The organism is Streptomyces sp. NPDC091280, assembly GCF_044768565.1.
In the GTDB taxonomy this organism is placed as follows: Bacteria; Actinomycetota; Actinomycetes; order Streptomycetales; family Streptomycetaceae; genus Streptomyces.
Genome location: NZ_JBIVUZ010000017.1, coordinates 84,974 through 103,597, shown reverse-complemented (window position 1 = coordinate 103,597; position 18,624 = coordinate 84,974). Strand labels below are relative to the sequence as shown.

At 69.9% G+C, this 18,624-nt stretch carries 16 protein-coding genes; 2 read left to right on the top strand and 14 right to left on the bottom strand.

All coding sequences use genetic code 11. From position 1 onward, the window contains the following. Window positions 1-27: 27 nt before the first annotated feature. The 3 genes from ACIQPR_RS40995 to ACIQPR_RS40985 all read right to left on the bottom strand — a co-directional run bounded on the left by ACIQPR_RS40995 (window position 28) and on the right by ACIQPR_RS40985 (window position 2,850). Window positions 28-1,080, bottom strand: a complete 1,053-nt coding sequence (locus ACIQPR_RS40995; protein WP_403659895.1) for an ABC transporter substrate-binding protein — start codon at window positions 1,078-1,080, stop codon at window positions 28-30. 86 nt (window positions 1,081-1,166) lie between these two features. Continuing rightward, on the bottom strand, window positions 1,167-2,045 hold the full coding sequence (locus ACIQPR_RS40990; protein WP_403659892.1) for an ABC transporter permease: 879 nt from the start codon (window positions 2,043-2,045) through the stop codon (window positions 1,167-1,169). Next, window positions 2,035-2,850 carry an ABC transporter ATP-binding protein gene (locus tag ACIQPR_RS40985; protein ID WP_403659889.1) on the bottom strand — a complete coding sequence of 272 codons (816 nt, stop codon included), beginning with the start codon at window positions 2,848-2,850 and terminating at the stop codon, window positions 2,035-2,037. Before ACIQPR_RS40985 ends, ACIQPR_RS40990 begins: the two co-directional genes overlap by 11 nt. Window positions 2,851-3,009: 159 nt before the next feature. Here ACIQPR_RS40985 and ACIQPR_RS40980 point away from each other — a divergent pair, with 159 nt between their 5' ends. Further along, entirely contained in the window at window positions 3,010-3,702 is a 693-nt protein-coding gene (locus ACIQPR_RS40980; protein WP_403659886.1) for a response regulator, read from the top strand. Between the two features lie 49 nt (window positions 3,703-3,751). Here the strand turns inward: ACIQPR_RS40980 and ACIQPR_RS40975 are convergent, their stop codons facing one another. The 6 genes from ACIQPR_RS40975 to ACIQPR_RS40950 form a co-directional block, all read right to left on the bottom strand. Further along, entirely contained in the window at window positions 3,752-5,344 is a 1,593-nt protein-coding gene (locus ACIQPR_RS40975) for a cation acetate symporter (protein ID WP_403659883.1), read from the bottom strand. Further along, window positions 5,341-5,901 carry a DUF485 domain-containing protein gene (locus ACIQPR_RS40970; protein ID WP_403659881.1) on the bottom strand — a complete coding sequence of 187 codons (561 nt, stop codon included), beginning with the start codon at window positions 5,899-5,901 and terminating at the stop codon, window positions 5,341-5,343. The genes ACIQPR_RS40975 and ACIQPR_RS40970 overlap by 4 nt, the downstream gene beginning before the upstream one ends. Window positions 5,902-5,970: 69 nt before the next feature. Beyond that, entirely contained in the window at window positions 5,971-6,657 is a 687-nt protein-coding gene (locus ACIQPR_RS40965; RefSeq protein WP_403659879.1) for a response regulator, read from the bottom strand. After that, a complete protein-coding gene (locus tag ACIQPR_RS40960) occupies window positions 6,654-7,805 on the bottom strand; it encodes a sensor histidine kinase (protein WP_403659877.1) in 1,152 nt (383 codons plus the stop codon). The genes ACIQPR_RS40965 and ACIQPR_RS40960 overlap by 4 nt, the downstream gene beginning before the upstream one ends. Then, on the bottom strand, window positions 7,802-8,326 hold the full coding sequence (locus ACIQPR_RS40955) for a DUF1453 domain-containing protein (RefSeq protein ID WP_403659875.1): 525 nt from the start codon (window positions 8,324-8,326) through the stop codon (window positions 7,802-7,804). The genes ACIQPR_RS40960 and ACIQPR_RS40955 overlap by 4 nt, the downstream gene beginning before the upstream one ends. A 335-nt stretch (window positions 8,327-8,661) precedes the next feature. Further along, on the bottom strand, window positions 8,662-10,782 hold the full coding sequence (locus ACIQPR_RS40950; protein ID WP_403659872.1) for a type IIA DNA topoisomerase subunit B: 2,121 nt from the start codon (window positions 10,780-10,782) through the stop codon (window positions 8,662-8,664). 441 nt (window positions 10,783-11,223) lie between these two features. Here ACIQPR_RS40950 and ACIQPR_RS40945 point away from each other — a divergent pair, with 441 nt between their 5' ends. Continuing rightward, window positions 11,224-11,457: a hypothetical protein gene (locus ACIQPR_RS40945; RefSeq protein ID WP_403659869.1), complete on the top strand. Its 234-nt coding sequence runs from the start codon at window positions 11,224-11,226 to the stop codon at window positions 11,455-11,457. A gap of 106 nt (window positions 11,458-11,563) precedes the next feature. Here ACIQPR_RS40945 and ACIQPR_RS40940 read toward each other — a convergent pair whose 3' ends face one another. The 5 genes from ACIQPR_RS40940 to ACIQPR_RS40920 all read right to left on the bottom strand — a co-directional run bounded on the left by ACIQPR_RS40940 (window position 11,564) and on the right by ACIQPR_RS40920 (window position 18,545). Beyond that, window positions 11,564-12,421 carry a S1 family peptidase gene (locus ACIQPR_RS40940; protein ID WP_403659866.1) on the bottom strand — a complete coding sequence of 286 codons (858 nt, stop codon included), beginning with the start codon at window positions 12,419-12,421 and terminating at the stop codon, window positions 11,564-11,566. A gap of 132 nt (window positions 12,422-12,553) precedes the next feature. After that, entirely contained in the window at window positions 12,554-14,095 is a 1,542-nt protein-coding gene (locus ACIQPR_RS40935; RefSeq protein WP_362981253.1) for an RNA polymerase sigma factor, read from the bottom strand. Window positions 14,096-14,534: 439 nt separating this feature from the next. Further along, window positions 14,535-15,422 (bottom strand): FadR/GntR family transcriptional regulator, encoded by an 888-nt coding sequence (locus ACIQPR_RS40930; protein ID WP_403659863.1) that lies wholly within the window; start codon window positions 15,420-15,422, stop codon window positions 14,535-14,537. Window positions 15,423-15,584: 162 nt separating this feature from the next. Continuing rightward, window positions 15,585-17,696, bottom strand: a complete 2,112-nt coding sequence (locus ACIQPR_RS40925) for an ATP-binding cassette domain-containing protein (RefSeq protein ID WP_403659860.1) — start codon at window positions 17,694-17,696, stop codon at window positions 15,585-15,587. 90 nt (window positions 17,697-17,786) lie between these two features. Beyond that, a complete protein-coding gene (locus tag ACIQPR_RS40920) occupies window positions 17,787-18,545 on the bottom strand; it encodes an NUDIX domain-containing protein (RefSeq protein ID WP_200716443.1) in 759 nt (252 codons plus the stop codon). Between the last annotated feature and the right edge of the window lie 79 nt (window positions 18,546-18,624).

Below are 18,624 nucleotides of genomic sequence, written 5' to 3'. Positions count from 1 at the left end.
GGGCGGTCGTACGGCGGTCCCGTGCTGTCACTTGGCCGCCTCGACGAACTCCGTGGTGTAGGTCTTGCCGAGGTCGACGTCGGCGTTCTTGATGTTCGGGTTGAACGCCTTGAGCACCTTCTCGACGGTCTCGGGGCCGTTCTCGGGCATCACGCCGTCGTCGGTGAACATCGGCAGTGTGCTCTTGATGGACTCCGTGTAGAGCGCCTTGTCGCCCTGGGAGTAGTCCGCGGGCATCTTGGCGGCGATCTCGGAGGCGCTGTGTGTGGACATCCACTTGAGTGTCTTGACGAATGCATTGACCAACTTCTGGACGGTGGCCTTGTGTGCATTCACCCAGTCCGTCTTCATGTACAGACTTGACGACGGGTAGGGGCCGCCCAGGGCCTGCTGCGAGCCCTCGGGGGTGCGCATGTCGACGAGGATCTTGCCCGCCTTCTTGTTGAGGACGGTGGCGACGGTCGGGTCGGTGGTCATGCCGCCGTCGATCGCGCCCTTCTGGAGCGCAGCGATGAACGTCGGTCCGGCGCCCACCGCGACCGGGGTGAACTGGCTGACGTTCACACCGTTCTTGACCGCGAGGTACTTGGTGAGGAAGTCGGTCGAGGAACCGAGACTGGTGACGCCGAGCTTCTTCCCCTTGAAGTCCTTCGGTGAGGCGATGTCGCCCGCCGCCTTGGTGGAAACGATCTCCACCTCACCGGGTGCGTGCGAGAACTGCACGACGGACTCGACGTACTTGCCCTTCGTCTGGAGGTCGAGGGTGTGGTCGTAGAAGCCGACGGTCCCCTGGACCTGCCCGGCGACGAGCGCGGTCTCGGCCTGGACGCCCGCGGGTTCGCTCAGCATCTCGACGTCGAGGCCCTCGGCGTCGAAGTAGCCGAGCCGCTGGGCGAGCATCGCGGGCAGGTAGATGACCTTGTCCAGGCCGCCCACCATGATCTTGACCTGTTCGCCCTTGCCGTCGCCCTTGCTGCCCGCGGCGGTACTGCTGGCCGCGTCGTTGGCACAGGCGGTGAGCGAGGAGAGGGCGAGCAGGCCGGCGGCGGCCAGCGCGGTGTATCTGGCGGTGTTGCGCATGCGGTTCACGTCCTTGCGGGAGGGCGGTGCGGGGGAAGAGGGCGTGGGGGGCCGAGGGCCGGTGCGTCGAGGCCCGGCGGGCCGGTTCAGCTGTCGGAGTCGCTCGGCTTCCAGCGGAAGATGCGCCGCTCGGCGAAGGTCAGCAGCCCCTCCGCGGCGAGAGCGACGACGGCGAGGATGACCATCGCGGCGTACACGCCGGCCGCGTTGAAGGTGTTCTGCGACTGCTGCACGAGGAGGCCGATGCCTTTGATGGCGCCGATGTACTCGCCGACGATGGCGCCGATCAGCGCGAAGCCGAAGCTGACGTGCAGGCTGGTGAAGATCCAGGACGTGGCCGACGGGATGACGACCTGAAGGGTCACCCTGCGGTCGCTGGCACCGAGGATCCGGGCGTTGGCCACCAGGTTGCGATCCACCTCGCGTGCGCCCTGGAAGGCGTTGAAGAACACCGGGAAGAAGACGAGCACGACGGCGGAGGCGACCTTGGAGGAGGGGCCGAGGCCGAACCAGATCAGGAAGATGGGGGCCAGGACGATCCTGGGGATCGAGTTGAGCACCTTGATGTATGGACCAAGAACCTCGGCGAGCAAGGTGATACGCCCGAGCGCGATACCGAGGAGGACACCGGCGACCACACCGATGACCCAGCCGAGCAGCGCCTCGTAGAGCGTGTACCAGATCTGCTCGGCGAGGGAGCCCTGAGCCGTTCCGTGGGCCACCCAGGTCCAGATCTGGTCCCAGATCTTCGACGGCATCGAGAAGTTGAACGGATCGATGACCTTGGTCCGGGAGAGCACCTCCCACAGACCGAGAACGGCGACCAGGAGCAGCGCTCGCGCCACCCCGACACCGATCCTGCGTTTACGGGCGGCACGCGCGCGTGAATGGGCGCGGTCGCTCTTGTCGCCGGGTTCGACCGCGGTCGACGCGACCCGGTCCTCGGGCAGGACGTCAGGCGACATGGGCCGCACCCCTCTCGCGTGTGATGCGGACCTCTTCGCCGAGGGACTCCCAGATCTCGCGGTAGATCTCGATGAACCGCGGCTCCAGGCGCACGGATTCGACCTTGCGGGGCCGCGGCAGATCGATGTCGAAGACCTGCTTCACGGTGGCCGGCCCTGCGGTCATCACGACGACCTTGTCGGCCAGCGCGATGGATTCCTCCAGGTCGTGGGTGACGAACACGACCGAGGCGCCGGTGCCCTCCCACAGCTCCAGGAGCTCGTCCGACATCAGCGCCCTGGTCTGCACGTCGAGCGCGGAGAACGGCTCGTCCATCAGCAGGATCTCGGGGTCGTTGACGAAGGTCGCGGCGAGCGCGACCCGCTTGCGCATACCGCCGGAGAGCTGGTGCGGATAGCGGTCCTCGAAGGCGGCGAGCCCGACCCGGGCCAGCCACTCCCGCGCCTTCGCCCTGGCCTCGGCCTTCGGTACGCCGCGGAAGCGCGGGCCCGCCATGACGTTCGAAAGGACCGTGCGCCAGGGGAAGGTGGCGTCCTGCTGGAAGACGAAACCGACCTTGTCGCCGACGCCCGAGACCGGTTCCCCGGCCACCAGTACATCGCCCTCGGAGGGCTCTTCCAGTCCGCTGACGAGGGTCAGCGTGGTCGACTTGCCGCACCCCGTGGGGCCGACGACCGCGACGAACTCGCCACGCCCGACGGTGAGATCAAGCCCCCGTACGGCCGTGTGCAGACCCCCCGACGGGGTCCTGAAGGTCTTGCTCGCGCCCCGCAGCTCGATGGCGGGGCTGGTGTCTGCGTTCATGGCCGGGACCGTAGATGTGGCCCGGACCACAGCAGCAGTCTTCTGGGCGCAAGCCGTTCTTTTGCTCGCAAGAGCCTGTTGTGCTCGTTTTGCTCGCGCTACAACTGCGGAGCCGAAACACGGGCTTAACGCTCGCCTGGCCTTGAGGAAAGAGGCCCAATGATTGACGTCATGGTCGTGGACGACGACTTCCGTGTCGCCGAGATCAACGCCAAGTACGTGGGAAAGGTTCCCGGATTCCGGGTCGCCGCCCGCGCGCACAGCGCTGCCCAGGCGTTGGCCACCGTGGAGCGCGGGACCATCGACCTGGTGCTGCTCGACCACTATCTGCCCGACCAGACGGGGCTCGAACTCGTCCACCGCATGCGGCAACAGGGCCACGGCACCGACGTCATCATGATCACGGCGGCCGGCGATGTGACGACCGTGCAGCGGGCGATGCGCCTGGGCGCGCTGCACTATCTGGTCAAGCCGTTCACCTTCGCCGCGCTGCGCACCCGCCTGGACTCGTACGCCGCCCTGCGGCGCACCGTCGACCGCGTCGGCGGCCGTGGCATAGCCGGTCAGGAACAGGTCGACCGCATCTTCGGCGCCCTGCGCACGACGACCGTGCCCGCCTCCCCCGGGCTGCCGAGCGGCCACTCGGAGCCGACCACCGACCTGATCTGCGGTGTCCTGCACCGCGCCGGCCACCCGCTCTCGGCCCACGAGGTCGCCGCCGAGACCGGCCTGAGCCGCTCCACGGCCCAGCGCTACCTGCGCCACCTGGAACAGGCCGGCCGTCTCCGCCTCTCCCTCAAGTACGGCGACACGGGCCGCCCGGAACACCGCTACGCCTGGGTGGCGCCGTAGCCGCGCACGGACGGCCGAGACGTCCGTACGACGGCGACGGGCGCCCCGGCTACACGGCCCCCGCCCCCGTCAGTGCCCGCACCTCGGTCTCCGCGTGCTTGGCCTCGTCCGGGACCTCCGGCGAGGTGACCGTGCCGAGCCAGCCGGACAGGAAGCCCAGCGGGATCGAGACGAGGCCCGGGTTCTGGAGCGGGAAGAACTGGAAGTCGACGCCCGGGAACAGCGAATCGGGGCTGCCCGACACGACCGGTGAGAGCAGCACGAGAGCCAGCGCGGGGATCAGGCCTCCGTACACGGCCCAGACGGCGCCGCGGGTGGTGAAGCCGCGCCAGAACAGGGAGTAGAGCAGCACCGGGAGGTTCGCGGAGGCGGCGACGGCGAAGGCGAGGCCCACCAGGAAGGCGACGTTGAGATCCCTGGCGAGCAGGCCCAGCGCGATCGCGACCACCCCGATGCCGACCGCCGCCGTCCGGGCCACGGCCACCTCGCTGTACGGCTTGGCACGCCGGCGTCGCAGCGACGCGTACAGGTCGTGGGCCACGGACGCCGAGGAGGCCAGCGTGATCCCGGCGACCACCGCGAGGATCGTGGCGAAGGCCACGGCTGCGACGATCGCGAACAGGACGGTGCCACCGGTGGAATCGGCGCCGCCGCCCAGGTCCAGTGCCAGCAGCGGCACCGCGGTGTTCCCCGCCGCGTTCGACTTCTTGAGGGCATCCGGTCCGACGACGGCCGCGGCGGCGAAGCCGAGCACGATCATCATCAGGTAGAAGCCTCCGACGAGCCCGATCGACCAGATCACCGAACGGCGCGCGGCCCGGGCGGTCGGCACGGTGTAGAAGCGCGACAGGATGTGCGGCAGTCCGGCCGTCCCCAGCACGAGCGCCAGGCCCAGGCTGATGAAGTCGAACCGCGCGGTCCAGTCCCCGCCGTACTTCAGCCCCGGTGCCAGGAAGGCCAGGCCGTGACCGCTGCGGTCGGCGGCGGTGAGCAGCAGATGGTCGACGTTCCCGTGGAAGCGCAGCAGGACCAGCACCGTCAGCACGACGGTGCTGCTCAGCAGCAGGACCGCCTTGACGATCTGGATCCAGGTGGTGGCCCGCATCCCTCCCAACGACACATAGATCACCATGAGCGCGCCGACGCCGATGACGGTCCACGCCCGCGCGGCCGGGCTCGTCCCGCCCAGCAGCAGTGACACCAGGCTGCCCGCGCCCACCATCTGTGCCACCAGATACAGAACGGACACCGTGACCGAGGAAGTTCCCGCCGCGATCCGCACCGGCCGCTCGTTCATCCGCGCGGCGATCACGTCGGCCAGCGTGAACCGCCCGCAGTTGCGCACCAGTTCGGCGACCAGGAACAGCACCACGAGCCAGGCGACGAAGAAGCCCACCACGTACAGCATGCCGTCGTAGCCGTACAGCGCGATGAGCCCGGTGACACCGAGGAAAGATGCAGCCGACATGTAGTCGCCCGCAATGGCAAAACCATTCTCCATCGGGGAGAAGAGCCGGCCGCCCGCGTAGAACTCCTCCGCCGAACCGTGCCGGTTGCGGCTCACCCAGGTCGTGATCCCCAGGGTGACGGCGACGAACCCGCTGAACAGCAGCAACGCCAGCGTCTGATGATTGCCGGTCACAAAACACCGCCTCGCACACCACGCGTCAATTCCTGGGTGTCCCACCGCAGTTCGAGCGCGGCCCGGTCCCTGCGCAGCCGCGCGTGGCGGGCGTACGCCCAGGTCAGCAGGAACGTGGTGAGGAACTGCCCGAGCCCCGCCACCATCCCCACGTTCACCGCGCCCGCCACCGGCCGGGCCATCAGCCCGGGCGCGGTCGTCGCGGCCACCACGTACGCCACGTACCAGATGAAGAACACGGTCATGCCCGGCACCACGAACCTCAGATACCGGCTGCGCACCTCCTGGAAGGCCGCGCTGCGCTGCACGTCCAGATACACGTCCCCGGCCCGCAGCACCGGCTTCTCGGCCTCCGTGCGTGCGGCCGGCACCTCGGGAGCGGGCACCCCCGTACCGTCCAACTCGCCCCAGCCGGACGCCAGTGCGTCGTACCACGGGTCGTGGTACCTCACCTTTCCCGTCGCCTCGGCGGGGGTCGGGTCATGGCCTTCGTGGTTCTCGGCCGAACTCTCGTGACCACTCGCGCCACCGCGAGGACGACCGTTGCTTGACTGCATGCCCAAGGATGGACAGAACGGGAAGATCCCCGACTCTTCTTCTCCGGGGTCTTCACCCCATCAGGTGACTCAACCCGCTGGTGGCCGCACCAGTCCCTTGCCGTAGGCGTAACGCACCGCCTGTGCCCGGTCCTTGAGTCCCGTCTTGGCGAACAGGTTGTTGATGTGGGTCTTCACGGTCGCCGTGGAGACATGCAGTTTGCGGGCGATCTCCTGGTTGCTCAGGCCCTCGGCGATCAGCACCAGCACCTCGATCTCCCGCGCGGTGAGTCCGTCCGGCGGCTCGGCGGGATCCGACAAGGACTGCGGCTCGGGGTCCGACAGGCGTTCCAGCAGCCGCCGTTGGATGCTCGGTGACAGGCCGGCGTCTCCGGAGAGGACGCTGTGCACGGCCCGCACGATCTCGTCGCCGCCCGCGTCCTTGGTGAGATAGCCCCGTGCGCCCGCGTGCAGCGCCGGGAAGAGGGACGCGTCGTCCGCGAAGGTCGTGAGCACCACGACCTGTGTTCCGGGGTGGTCCGCACGGATCCGCCGGGTCGCCTCGACACCGTCGCAGCGGGGCATGCGCAGGTCCATCAGGACCACGTCCGGGGCGAGTTCGGCGACGAGCCGGACCGCCTCGTCCCCGTCGCCCGCCGCGCCGACCACCTCGATCCCGGGCAGCAGCCCCAGCAGCATCACGATGCCTTCCCGTACGACGGTCTGGTCGTCCGCGACCACGACCCGCGCGGGCTTCGTCACGGCCTCCTGCGTCATGCGGGCACCTTCAGCGTCACCACGAATCCCTCCTCCTCCGGTTCGGCCCGCAGTGAACCGCCCAGCAACTCGGCGCGTTCCCGCATGCCCAGCAGACCGTACCCACCTCCCGCGCCGGTCAGTTCACCCGGCGAACCGCCCGAGTCCCGTACGTCCAGCCGCACTTCGTGCTCGCCGTACTCCAGCTGAAGCAGCACCTTGGCGCCCGGGGCGTGCTTGCGGACGTTCGTCAGGGCCTCCTGGGCGACTCTGCGCACGGCCTGCGAGGCTTCTGCCGGGAGCTGCCGCCGATCACCCGTAACGGTGACCTCCGCACCGGCCGTCGTAGCGACGATCTCGTTGAGGAAGTCCTCCAGCGGGGTCATCTCGCCGCGCAGCGCGGACAGCGCCTGCCGGGTCTCGGCGAGGCCGTCCCGGGCCATTCCCCGGGCCGCCACGACCCGTTCGAGGATCGTCTCCCGGTCGGCGCCCCGCTCGATCAGCAGCCGGGCCGCCTCCAGGTGCACGAGCTGGGCCGAGAGGCTGTGCGCCAGCACGTCGTGGATCTCCCGGGCGATGCGGGCCCGCTCCGCCAGGGCGGCGGACTCCGCCTCGGCCGCGCGCGCCACGCGCTCCTGGGTGAGCAGCCGCTGGGCGTTGCCCCGGGCCTCGGCGTCGAGGCGGAGCGTGTATCCGGCGAGGGCCAGCCCGGCCGTCGTGACCGCGGTGGTCAGCCACACGTCGTTGTTGACGGCGGCAAAGGTCGCGAGGGACACGCATGTCACGGGCACGGCGACCGCCAGGGGCAGTCGCTCCAGCGCGATGACGGCGCACCCGCACCAGACGACGAGGGACGGGACAATGAAGTCGGTCGCCTGTCCCGCTATCGCCATTCCGAGGAGTGCGGCGATGAGGACCAGCGACGGCCAGAGTCTGTGGGCGAGGGTGGCGCGCCAGAACGCCCAGCCGAGGGCCGCGGTCACCAGGATCCCCGCCACGCCGCCGGCCAGGGCCCAGCCGTGGATGTGGTCGCGGGTGACGGCGCCTCCCAGCAGCACGCCGATCACCAGCAGCCGGACGGCCCAGGCGAGCAGCCTCCGGGGCCGGGAGACTCCTTCCCGGCTCAGCGCCTCCCGCGAGGGCCAGCGTGTCCAGGCGTTCTCCGTCACACGCGCTCCTTCCGGGCGGGCCGCGCCATGGCGAAACCGTACGCCGGAGCCGGTCCGGCCGCCCCGTCGACGGACTGGGCCCGCCAGATCAGGACACCGGAGCGGACCAGCAGGGTTGCCGCGAGGCCGAGCATCAGGGCCGAGCTGTCCTGGTGCACGCCGATCAACGCGCCGAGGGCGAAGAGACCGACGCGCAGGGCTATGCCGACGATCCAGACACCCCCGCTCGCCTTGGTGCTCCTGCTCCACACGGAACCGTCCGTCTCGGTCCACACACGTGTGGTCCAGGCCCAGCCGGCTCCGGTGGCCAGTCCGATGAGCAGTTCGACGGCGAGCAGGAGGGCCGACGCGGTGTGGTGGTGCGGGTCGAGCACACCGGGCTCGCGGAGCGCGACGACGGCGAGAATCACGGGGAGGAGCCACCAGCGCCGGTCGGTGTCGATCCGGCGGGCACGGAACTGCCGCGTGATCACCAACGCGGCGACGGCCACGATCACCAACGTGTTGACGAGCCCGGACATCAAAGCCTCCGTGAGCGGAAGGAGATGTCGGCGGCGAGCGCTGCCGACGCCTTCGACGCTACGGAAATTCGCAGGTCGGCAGATCGGCGCCAGGGTGGATCGCGGGTGGATCCACCGACCGGGCCGGTCTCCACCCACGGGTGGAGCGGACGGACGGCGCCGGGCATCGGCCGGTCCTCGGTTCCGGGCCCGGGCGGGGCTCGGAGCGGGACCGGGGCCGAGGCCCGGCGCCGTCGTTCACACGTCGTCGGTCACACGGTGTCGGCCGAACGCCGGCCGTCACACGCAGGCGGTCGGCTGTCGGTGATCAAGCGTCGACGATCACATGTCGGCGATCACGCGTCGATGCGCGACCGGTCGAGCGTCGCGGCCGAGCTGGAGATGAACTCCTTGCGCGGTGCCACGTCGTTGCCCATCAGCAGATCGAAGACCTGCTCGGCCGCGTCCAGGTCGGAGAGGTTGATCCGGCGCAGGGTGCGGTGGCGGGGGTCCATCGTCGTCTCGGCCAGCTGGTCGGCGTCCATCTCGCCGAGACCCTTGTAGCGCTGGATGGAGTCCTTGTACCGGACGCCCTTGCTCTGGAACTCAAGGAGCTTCTCGCGCAGCTCACGGTCCGAGTACGTGTAGACGTACTTGTCCTGGCCCTTCTTGGGCTGGACCAGCTCGATGCGGTGCAGCGGCGGCACCGCGGCGAACACCCGGCCGGCCTCGACCATGGGCCGCATGTAGCGCTGGAACAGGGTCAGGAGCAGACACCGGATGTGGGAGCCGTCCACGTCGGCGTCGGTCATCATGATGATCTTGCCGTAGCGGGCCGCGTCGATGTCGAAGGTGCGGCCCGATCCCGCTCCTATGACCTGGATGATGGCGCCGCACTCGACGTTCTTCAGCATGTCGGTGACGGACGACTTCTGGACGTTGAGGATCTTGCCGCGGATCGGCAGCAGCGCCTGGAACTCGGAGTTCCGGGCGAGCTTGGCGGTACCGAGCGCGGAGTCGCCCTCGACGATGAAGAGCTCGCTGCGCTCGACGTCGTCGCTGCGGCAGTCGGCGAGCTTGGCGGGCAGCGAGGACGACTCCAGGGCCGTCTTGCGGCGCTGCGCGTCCTTGTGCTGGCGGGCCGCGATGCGCGTACGGGCCGCGGCGACGGCCTTCTCCATGACCACCCGGGCCTGGGCCGCCGCGTCGCGCTTCGTCGAGGTCAGGAAGTCCTTGAACTCCTTGGTGACCACATTGGTGACGATACGGCGGGCCGCCGACGTACCGAGCACCTCCTTGGTCTGGCCCTCGAACTGGGGTTCGGCGAGCCGGACGGTGACGACCGCGGTGAGGCCCTCCAGGGCGTCGTCCTTGACGACGTCGTCCTCGGCGACGCGCAGCAGCTTCTTGGCGCGCGCCACCTCGTTCATCGTCTTGACGATGGCCTGCTCGAAGCCGGCGACATGGGTGCCGCCCTTGGGGGTGGCGATGATGTTGACGAACGACTTGAGGGTCGTGTCGTAACCGGTCCCCCAGCGCAGCGCGATGTCGACGCCGAGTTCGCGGGTGACCTCGGTGGGCGTCATCTGGCCGTGGTCGTCCAGGACGGGCACGGTCTCCTTGAAGGTGCCCTGGCCCGACAGGCGGAGCACGTCGCAGACGGGCTTGTCGCTCGCCAGGTACTCGCAGAACTCGCTGATGCCGCCGTCGAAGCGGAAGGACTCCTCACCCTTGCTGCCGCCCTCGCCGAGGCCGAACTCGTCGCGGACGACGATGGTGAGCCCGGGCACCAGGAACGCGGTCTGGCGGGCCCGCTGGTGCAGGTTCTCCAGGGAGAGCCTGGCGTCCTTCAGGAAGATCTGGCGGTCGGCCCAGTAGCGCACGCGTGTGCCGGTGCGGGTCTTGGGGATCCGCTTGGTCTTGCGCATGCCACCGGGTTCGAACGCGGCGTCGGGGCCGGCGGCGGCGAAGGAGCCGGGTACCCCGCGCCGGAAACTGATGGCGTGGACGCTGCCGTTGCGGTCCACCTCGACGTCGAGCCGCGCGGACAGGGCGTTCACCACGGAGGCGCCCACGCCGTGCAGACCGCCGGAGGCGGCGTACGAGCCGCCACCGAACTTGCCGCCGGCGTGCAGCTTGGTCATGACGACCTCGACACCGGAGAGGCCGGTCTTGGGCTCGACGTCGACCGGGATGCCCCGGCCGTTGTCCCGGACCTCCACCGAGGCGTCGTCGTGCAGGATCACCTCGATGTGGTCGCAGTAGCCCCCCAGGGCCTCGTCCACGGAGTTGTCGATGATCTCCCACAGACAGTGCATCAGGCCACGGCTGTCGGTCGACCCGATGTACATGCCCGGGCGCTTGCGTACGGCCTCTAGCCCCTCAAGGACGAGCAGGTGCCGCGCGGTGTAGTTGGAACCGTCCCGGTCTGCTCCTGCCAGCAGCGCTGTCGACGGCACGGACGTTTCGGCGGTCACGCGGTTCGCTCCTCGCTGAATTTCAGATGAGGCCCTTTTGGGTAAGGGCCCGGCTTCGGTTGCCGCTCAGAGGGTACCGAGGCCTGGTAGAGCCGTTGTAACGCCACCCTCGTCTCCTCCTCACACTAGTCGAGGGTCGTATACCTGTTCGATCCCTCGATGGAGTGAAGTACATATCACGTTCCCTTCGAGGCATGAACCATTTAGGCTCCGGGCACGTCCTCATGAACAACCGGCAACCCAGCCGGGAGGACCGACCCCGACCCACAGCGCGAACCCGTACAGACACATAGACACGCAATACGGCACATTCGCCGCCAACCGGCAGCAGACAGCCGCCACGGAAGAATTTTTCGAGGAAAAGCCCAGAGCGGGAACGTTTTCGGGCTGGTTGGATGTTGACCCTGGTACGACAGCTCGTCGAGCTAGAGAAGAGGCGACGTGACTACTGTTCTGACCCCCGCGAGCCCACTGACGGCCGCCGACCGCTGCGACCGCTGCGGCGCCCAGGCATACCTGCGCGTCGTTCTGCTCAGCGGCGGAGAACTGCTCTTCTGCGCCCACCACGGCCGCAAGTTCGAGCCGGAACTCAAGAAGATCGCCGCTGAAATACAGGACGAATCGGAGCGACTGACCGCCGCTCCCGCAGCAAGCGCTCCTGACGAAGAGCGCTGACACTTCGCGTCGACGACGAGCCAGCACCGGCACAGGCCGGCGACGGGCGGCCCCGCTCCTGAACCACAGGAGCGGGGCCGCCCGTCCTCGTATCCGCGAACGCCCCTCAGGCGCCCTTGAACGGCCCCGGCGTGCCGCGGGTGCGGCCGAGCGTCCGCAGCACGTCGGACACCCGGGTGTAGACGCCGGGGCTCCCGGCCCGCCCGCACCCGCTGCCCCACGACACGAGCCCGATCAGCCGCCCCTGCGCCACCAGCGGTCCCCCGCTGTCCCCCTGACAGGCGTCACGGCCTCCCTGAGGCTCTCCCGCGCACACCATGGCCTCGGGGAGGTAGGTGCCGTCCGCACCGCCCGGATACGCCTCCTCGCAGCTGGCGTCGGGCAGCACGTGGACGCGCGCGGCGTGCAGGCTGACCGCGTAGTCGCCGCCCCCGCTGAGATCGCCCCAGCCGTAGACCGTGGCGGCCGTGCCGGACTGGTAGGCGCTGTCGCCCGCAGCCGCCATCGCGACGACCGAGTTCTGCGGCAGCGGTGCGGCGAGGGTGAGCACGGCGAAGTCTCCGGCGTTGCTGGCGGTGTCGTAGGCCGGATTGACCCAGACGTCCCGTACGGCGATCGCCTGGCCGCCGGCCGAGAGCAGGTCCGTCCGGCCCGCGATGACCTTGAGGTCGCGCGCGCGGTTGGGGGGCGCGCCCAGGACGTCGTCGCCCATGCAGTGGGCCGCGGTCAGCACGGTGGTCGGGCCCACCGCCACACCGCCGCAGAACTGTCCCGCCCGGGTACCCCCGAACCGGTCACGGCTGGACAGCGCCACCGTCCACGGGCTCTCGGAGACATCGACCGGGAACCCGCCGACGACGATGCTGTCGGCGGCCACGGGAGCCGCGGAGACCAGCGGTATGGCGGACGCGGCAGCCGCCAGGACCAGCGGCCGGGTCAGCGCCCGGGCAAAGGGACGACGCATGCACGTTCCTCACTCTGGGATGGTGATGAGAGACCCAGAGTGATCCAGCACGCCGTGCCGCGCACCCGCGGGCAGCACGAAGGCCCGGCTCCCCGAGGGGAATCCGGGCCTTCCGTGTCGTACGACCGCGGTCTAGTCGAGGTAGTCGCGCAGGACCTGAGAACGCGACGGGTGGCGCAGCTTCGACATGGTCTTGGACTCGATCTGGCGGATGCGCTCACGGGTGACCCCGTAGACCTTGCCGATCTCGTCGAGGGTCTTCGGCTGACCGTCGGTGAGACCGAAGCGCATCGAGACCACACCGGCCTCGCGCTCGGACAGGGTGTCCAGGACGGAGTGCAGCTGCTCCTGGAGGAGCGTGAAGCTGACCGCGTCGGCCGGGACGACGGCCTCGGAGTCCTCGATGAGGTCACCGAACTCGCTGTCGCCGTCCTCGCCCAGGGGGGTGTGCAGGGAGATGGGCTCGCGGCCGTACTTCTGGACCTCGATGACCTTCTCCGGGGTCATGTCGAGTTCCTTGGCCAGCTCCTCCGGGGTGGGCTCGCGGCCCAGGTCCTGGAGCATCTGGCGCTGCACGCGCGCGAGCTTGTTGATGACCTCGACCATGTGCACCGGGATACGGATGGTGCGGGCCTGGTCGGCCATCGCGCGGGTGATCGCCTGACGGATCCACCAGGTGGCGTACGTGGAGAACTTGTAGCCCTTGGTGTAGTCGAACTTCTCCACCGCGCGGATGAGACCGAGGTTGCCCTCCTGGATGAGGTCCAGGAAGAGCATGCCGCGGCCGGTGTAGCGCTTGGCCAGGGAGACCACCAGACGGAGGTTGGCCTCCAGGAGGTGGTTCTTGGCGCGGCGGCCGTCCTCGGCGATGATCTCCAGCTCGCGCTTGAGCTTGGGGGCGAGCTTGTCCGCGTTCGCCAGCTTGTCCTCGGCGAACAGACCCGCCTCGATGCGCTTGGCGAGCTCGACCTCCTGCTCGGCGTTGAGGAGGGGAACCTTGCCGATCTGCTTGAGGTAGTCCTTGACGGGGTCGGCGGTGGCACCGGCGGCGGCGACCTGCTGCGCGGGCGCGTCGTCCTCGTCCTCGTCGGAGAGCACGAAGCCGGCGCTCTCGGCGCCCTCGGGCTCGTCCCCGGTCTTGCCGGGGGTCTCCTCGACGGCCTCGTCGTCGACGAGTTCGGCGTCGTCCTTCTTGGCGCTGGTCTTCTTGGCCGCCGCGGCCGTCGTCTTCTTGGCGGCGACCTTCTTCGCGACTGTCTTCTTGGCAGGCGCCGCCTTCTTGGCAGCGGCCTTCTGGGCGTCGTCCTCGGCGGGAGCGTCGGCGAGGGGCGCCGCCGGAGTCGCGGTGGCGGTGGCCTTCTTGGCGGTCACCGTCTTCGCGGCGACCGTCTTGGTGGCGGTGCGCTTGGCCGGACTCTTCGCTGCGACGCTCTTTCGGGTGCGCTTGGGCTCCGCGGCACTGACCATCAGCGTCACACCCTCTTCCTCAAGGATCTGATTGAGGCTGCGCAGTACGTTCTTCCACTGAGTGGCCGGAATCTGGTCAGCTTCGAAGGCCCGACGCACGTCATCGCCGGCGATCTGCCCCTCAGCCTTTCCCCGCTCGATGAGCGCCATGACAGAGACGGACTCGGCGATCTCCGGCGGGAGCGTACGGGATGTGCTGGCCGACACGAACAACCTCTCGGAACGATGGAAAACGGCTTCCGGCCCCGTCCGGTACGGACAGGAACCGACGACCGCCGACTGGGGATGGGCCGACGGCGCGGGCTGGGGCCGGGAAGAATCACAGCGCCTTGAACGGCGTCCGTATTCCCTTCCGCGGCTGTCACCTCTTAGGTCATCGCGCAGTTCCCGCGAGCGTTACGCCCAATCTGCGTGGCCCGAGTCACACCCCGTAAGCGTTCAAAAACGGTCAGACACGGGCAGACGAGGTCACCCGGGGCCGGGAGAGGCACTTCTCAAGGAGAACTCAAGGAGATACGGCCCCGGTCGCGCCGCCGGACCCGCCGGTTCCCTGGAGGATCCTGCGGGGTCCGGCGGGAGACGGCGACCGGGTCGGGCGGCGCCACGGGAGCGCGACGCGCCTCGACCGCGCCGACCGCCACGCGCGTCAGTGTTCGCGCGGGGCGGGCACCACGCGCTCCACCTCGGGGTGCACGATGAGCAGCTGCCGCATGGCCGCCTCGGCCGCCGCGCCGTCACCGGCGGCGAGGGCGTCGACGATCCGGGCGTGGTGCGCCAGAGAGGCGTCGTTCGGGCGGTCACAGCCCGTGACCGGGCCGCCGGAGACCTGGAGGGCCGAGGAGACGATCCCGGAAAGGTGCTCCAGCATGCGGTTGCCCGCGACCTGGATGAGCAGCGAGTGGAACTCGGCGTCCGCGCGGGAGAAGGTCAGCGCGTCGCCCTGCCCCATCGCGTGCCCCATGATCTCGACCATGTCGGAGAGGCGCTGCTGGACATCCTCGCGCCCGTGTCCGGCGGCGAGGCGCGCGGCGAGCGGTTCGATGGTCCAGCGCAGCTCGCTCAGCTCGCGGCGCTGGTTGTCGCGCTGCGGGCCGAAGGCGCGCCACTCGATGATGTCCGGGTCGAGGAGGTTCCAGTCGCTGACGGGACGCACGCGCGTGCCGACGTTCGGGCGGGCGCTGACCAGGCCCTTGGCCTCCAGGACGCGCAGCGACTCGCGGACGACGGTGCGGGACACCTCGAAACGCTGGCCGATCTCCTCGGGCACCAGCGGGCGGTCGGCGCCCAGGTCGCCGGAGACGATCATCTGTCCCAGTTGCTGGACGAGTTGGCCGTGCAGTCCGCGTCCGCGGCTGCCCGCGGCACGACGGCCCACGCGGCCCAGCTCGGGGTCGGAACCGTCCCAGGAAGGGGCTCCGAGGCGCTCGGTGACGGGCGCCTCGGCATAGGGGTAGCGGTCGAGTTCGCCCGGGCCGGCGAGACCGGAGTCTGCGGAGCGGGCGGCGGTCATCATGGTGTGCGCAAGGGTACTCACGGATCCTTTGTCGGCGCTGGCCCCAACTCCCTTGAGGTCTTTGGTGAAAAGCACACGAAAGGGTGATCGCTCACCCCGTCGCAATTGACGCCTTATCGGAAAGAAATGGGCTTTCTCCGGGGAGTTGTGCGCAGAGCGGTACCCGAAGGGCGCGCGCGGTCGTCATCGGACCCTGCTACGCAGGGTCGTGAGCAGATACGCGCAGAGCAGTGCGGTCAGCGACAACGCCAGTGCCCCGCCCACGGGTTGGACGACGACGCGCGCCGCCGCGGACAGATACCGCTCGCCCCCGAAGGGCCACTGCAACAGGAAGACCTTCCGCAACCGCAGCGGAAAGCCCGCCGCCGCGCGCACGGCGGACCCTTCCAGCGCCTTGTGCACCAGGGGTACGACGAGAACCGGTACGGCGACCACGGCGGCGAGCCCTGCGGTGGTGGACCGGAAGATGCCCGCGGCCAGCACTCCGGCCCAGGCGCACCCGACGAGGAGGCCGGTCCAACTCGCGCCGGTCGAAAGCCAGTCGGCGGGAACCTGCGCGATCTCCCGTCCGTATACGAGATAGAGCAATTCGGCGTCGCAGCCCACCGTGAGGAAACCCAGCAGCAGCGCGGTGGCCGCGGCGACGAGGAGCTTCGCGAGGAGCAGCCCCATCCGCCGGGGGACGGTGCCGCGGTCCGCCGCCAGGGCGGGGTGGCGGAACTCGTCGCCGAAGGCGAACGCCCCGAGCAGTCCCGCGCCCAGCGCCGCGGGCGGCAGGGGCAGTTCGCGTGGCCACGCGGCCAGCAGGCGCGGCTGCGGGGTGTGCCCGACACGGGCCGACAGCAGTGCGGTGAGGGCGGACACGACGAGTACGGCGGCACCGGTCAGGAACCCGGTGCCGATACCGGTGGCACGGCGCAGCTCGTAGCGGAGCGGACGCAGCGGACTGGGGGCGGAGCGGACGGAGATGGGGGGCGGGAGCGGGGACAGGGTGTCGAGGGTGGCGGCTCGCGAGGGGCGCGGGGCACGCGCGAGAGGAAGGGTGCCGGTTGCCTCTTCGGGGTCGATCAGAGGCACCAGTCGGGAGCGGGCGGGACTCGGCGCGCGGGGACCTGGCGTCACAGGGAGGCTTGCGCTGCCCGGCTGGACCTCCGGGGCAACGGCGGTGTCCCGCAGGGGATTGCCGGCCGCCGTCTGCGCCTCGTAGGGCGAGCGGCTCTGCGCGGCGGGCTCCGGTTTTTCGACGGCGGAGGGGTCGGGGCCGGGCGGCGCAGGGGTGATCGGCGGCGACGGAACCTCGGAGGACGGCATGTCCGGGAGAGGCGATGCCGTCACGGCCGGAGCCGACGGGGCAGAGGGGGCCGGCACTCGCGGCTCGTCGCCGGTGTCCGGCTCTCCCCGAAGGGATGTTCCGGCGCCGGGTCCCATGTCGCCGATCTCGTCGGCGAGTTGGTGTACGAGGATGTCGTGCCGGAACGCCGTCTCGCCGACGTCCGCACACGTACTGCCGTACACGGAAAGGCGGTTGCCCGCCTCCCGTACGACTTCGACGGAGCGGTGCGCGGTGCGGGCCTCCTTGGTGAGGAGGGCGGCGAGGCGGGCGGCATGCGGGCTGCGGACCGCGACGCGGGGGCGCAGCCGGGTACGGGCGAAGTCGCCGGCCTCCTGGTCGGCGACGAGTCTGCCCTGTTCGAGGGTGACGACCCGGTCGGCGCTGCGGGCCGCCACCTTGGGTTCGGCCGTGCTGAACAGGACGGTGCCGCCCTGGGCGGCGTGGGCGCGCAGCATGCCGTACAGCCAACGGCTTTCGCGCGTGGAGAGCGTGTCCGCGGGTTCGTCCAGCACCAGCGTGTGCGGGTCGGACAGCAGAGCGCAGGCGAGGCCGAGGCGGCGGTCCATGCCACGGGCGAGGCTGCCGAGGCGTTCGTCGCGCAGGCTGACGAGGCCGACCACTTCGAGGACCTCGTCGGCCCGCCGGGCCGGAACTCCCGCCGCGGCGCACAGCATCCGCAGATGACCGCGGACCGAGCGGGCCGGGTGTCCCGGTACGTCGCCCAGGAGCACGCCGACCTCGCGCGAGGGGTGGGCGATACGGTGCAGGGGGCGGCCCCTGAAGTAGGTGATTCCACGCCCCTGTTGGAGTTCTAGCATGAGCCTGAGCGCGGTCGTCTTGCCCGCGCCCGGTGCTCCGAGGAGTGCGGTGACGCTGCCCGCACGGGCCTCGAAGGAGACGTCGTCGACGGCGGGGGGATGCTCCTTGCGGGCGTTGCTGGTCAGTCCGAAGGCCTGGATCACCCACAGCAAGATAGCGCGCTATGTCCGTTTTTCTGGGTACCGAACGACCCACTCCGCAAGGGTTGATCACCCTGGGCAGGTGCTACGGCGTCACACCTCGGGGCGCAGCATCGGCGGGTTGAGCAGAGTGGCCCCGCCCGCCCTGAACAGTTGTGCGGGGCGTCCGCCCTGACGGGTCGTCGTGCCGCCGGTCGGGACGAGGAAGCCGGGCGTGCCGGTCACTTTGCGGTGGAAGTTGCGCGGGTCGAGCGCCACTCCCCACACCGCCTCGTAGACGCGGCGCAGTTCGCCGACGGTGAATTCGGTCGGGCAGAACGCCGTGGCCAGGGACGAGTACTCGATCTTCGAACGGGCGCGTTCCACCCCGTCGGACAGGATCTGCGCGTGATCGAAGGCGAGCGGTGCCACCGGGTCGCCGTCACGCCCGAACCCGCCCTGTTGCAGCAACTCCTCGACGGGTGCCCAGCGCGCGTTGCTGGCGTCACCGCCGGCGCGTGGTGCGGGCAGGTCGGGAGCGAGTGCGAGGTGAGCGACGCTGACGACTCGCATCCGCGGGTCGCGCTTGGGGTCGCCGTAGGTCGCGAGCTGTTCCAGATGCGCCCCGTTGTCCTGGACGGGGACCGCCGGGTCGTGGGCGCGCAGTCCCGTCTCCTCGGCCAGTTCGCGGGCGGCGGCCTGCGCCAGATCCTCGTCGGCCCGGACGAAGCCGCCGGGTAGCGCCCAGCGCCCTTGAAAGGGCGGCTCGCCCCTGCGGACCGCCAGCCCGCACAGAGCATGGCGGCGCACGGTCAGCACGACCAGGTCCACGGTGACGGCGAAGGGCGGATACGCTGACGGGTCGTAGGACATGCGGCGATCATAGTCGTCTGCCTGACGATAAACACTCCCTTCGTCGGTACCGCCCTGACTGATCCACTTCGGTGCGATA

Excerpts from the sequence above, each read along its gene's own strand:
- ACIQPR_RS40920 (WP_200716443.1), bottom strand. The coding sequence starts at position 18,545 with ATGTCCTACGACCCGTCAGCGTATCCGCCCTTCGCCGTCACCGTGGAC.
- ACIQPR_RS40985 (WP_403659889.1), bottom strand. The coding sequence starts at position 2,850 with ATGAACGCAGACACCAGCCCCGCCATCGAGCTGCGGGGCGCGAGCAAG.
- ACIQPR_RS40990 (WP_403659892.1), bottom strand. The coding sequence starts at position 2,045 with ATGTCGCCTGACGTCCTGCCCGAGGACCGGGTCGCGTCGACCGCGGTC.
- ACIQPR_RS40980 (WP_403659886.1), top strand. The coding sequence starts at position 3,010 with ATGATTGACGTCATGGTCGTGGACGACGACTTCCGTGTCGCCGAGATC.
- ACIQPR_RS40970 (WP_403659881.1), bottom strand. The coding sequence starts at position 5,901 with ATGCAGTCAAGCAACGGTCGTCCTCGCGGTGGCGCGAGTGGTCACGAG.
- ACIQPR_RS40940 (WP_403659866.1), bottom strand. The coding sequence starts at position 12,421 with ATGCGTCGTCCCTTTGCCCGGGCGCTGACCCGGCCGCTGGTCCTGGCG.
- ACIQPR_RS40955 (WP_403659875.1), bottom strand. The coding sequence starts at position 8,326 with ATGTCCGGGCTCGTCAACACGTTGGTGATCGTGGCCGTCGCCGCGTTG.
- ACIQPR_RS40995 (WP_403659895.1), bottom strand. The coding sequence starts at position 1,080 with ATGCGCAACACCGCCAGATACACCGCGCTGGCCGCCGCCGGCCTGCTC.
- ACIQPR_RS40965 (WP_403659879.1), bottom strand. The coding sequence starts at position 6,657 with ATGACGCAGGAGGCCGTGACGAAGCCCGCGCGGGTCGTGGTCGCGGAC.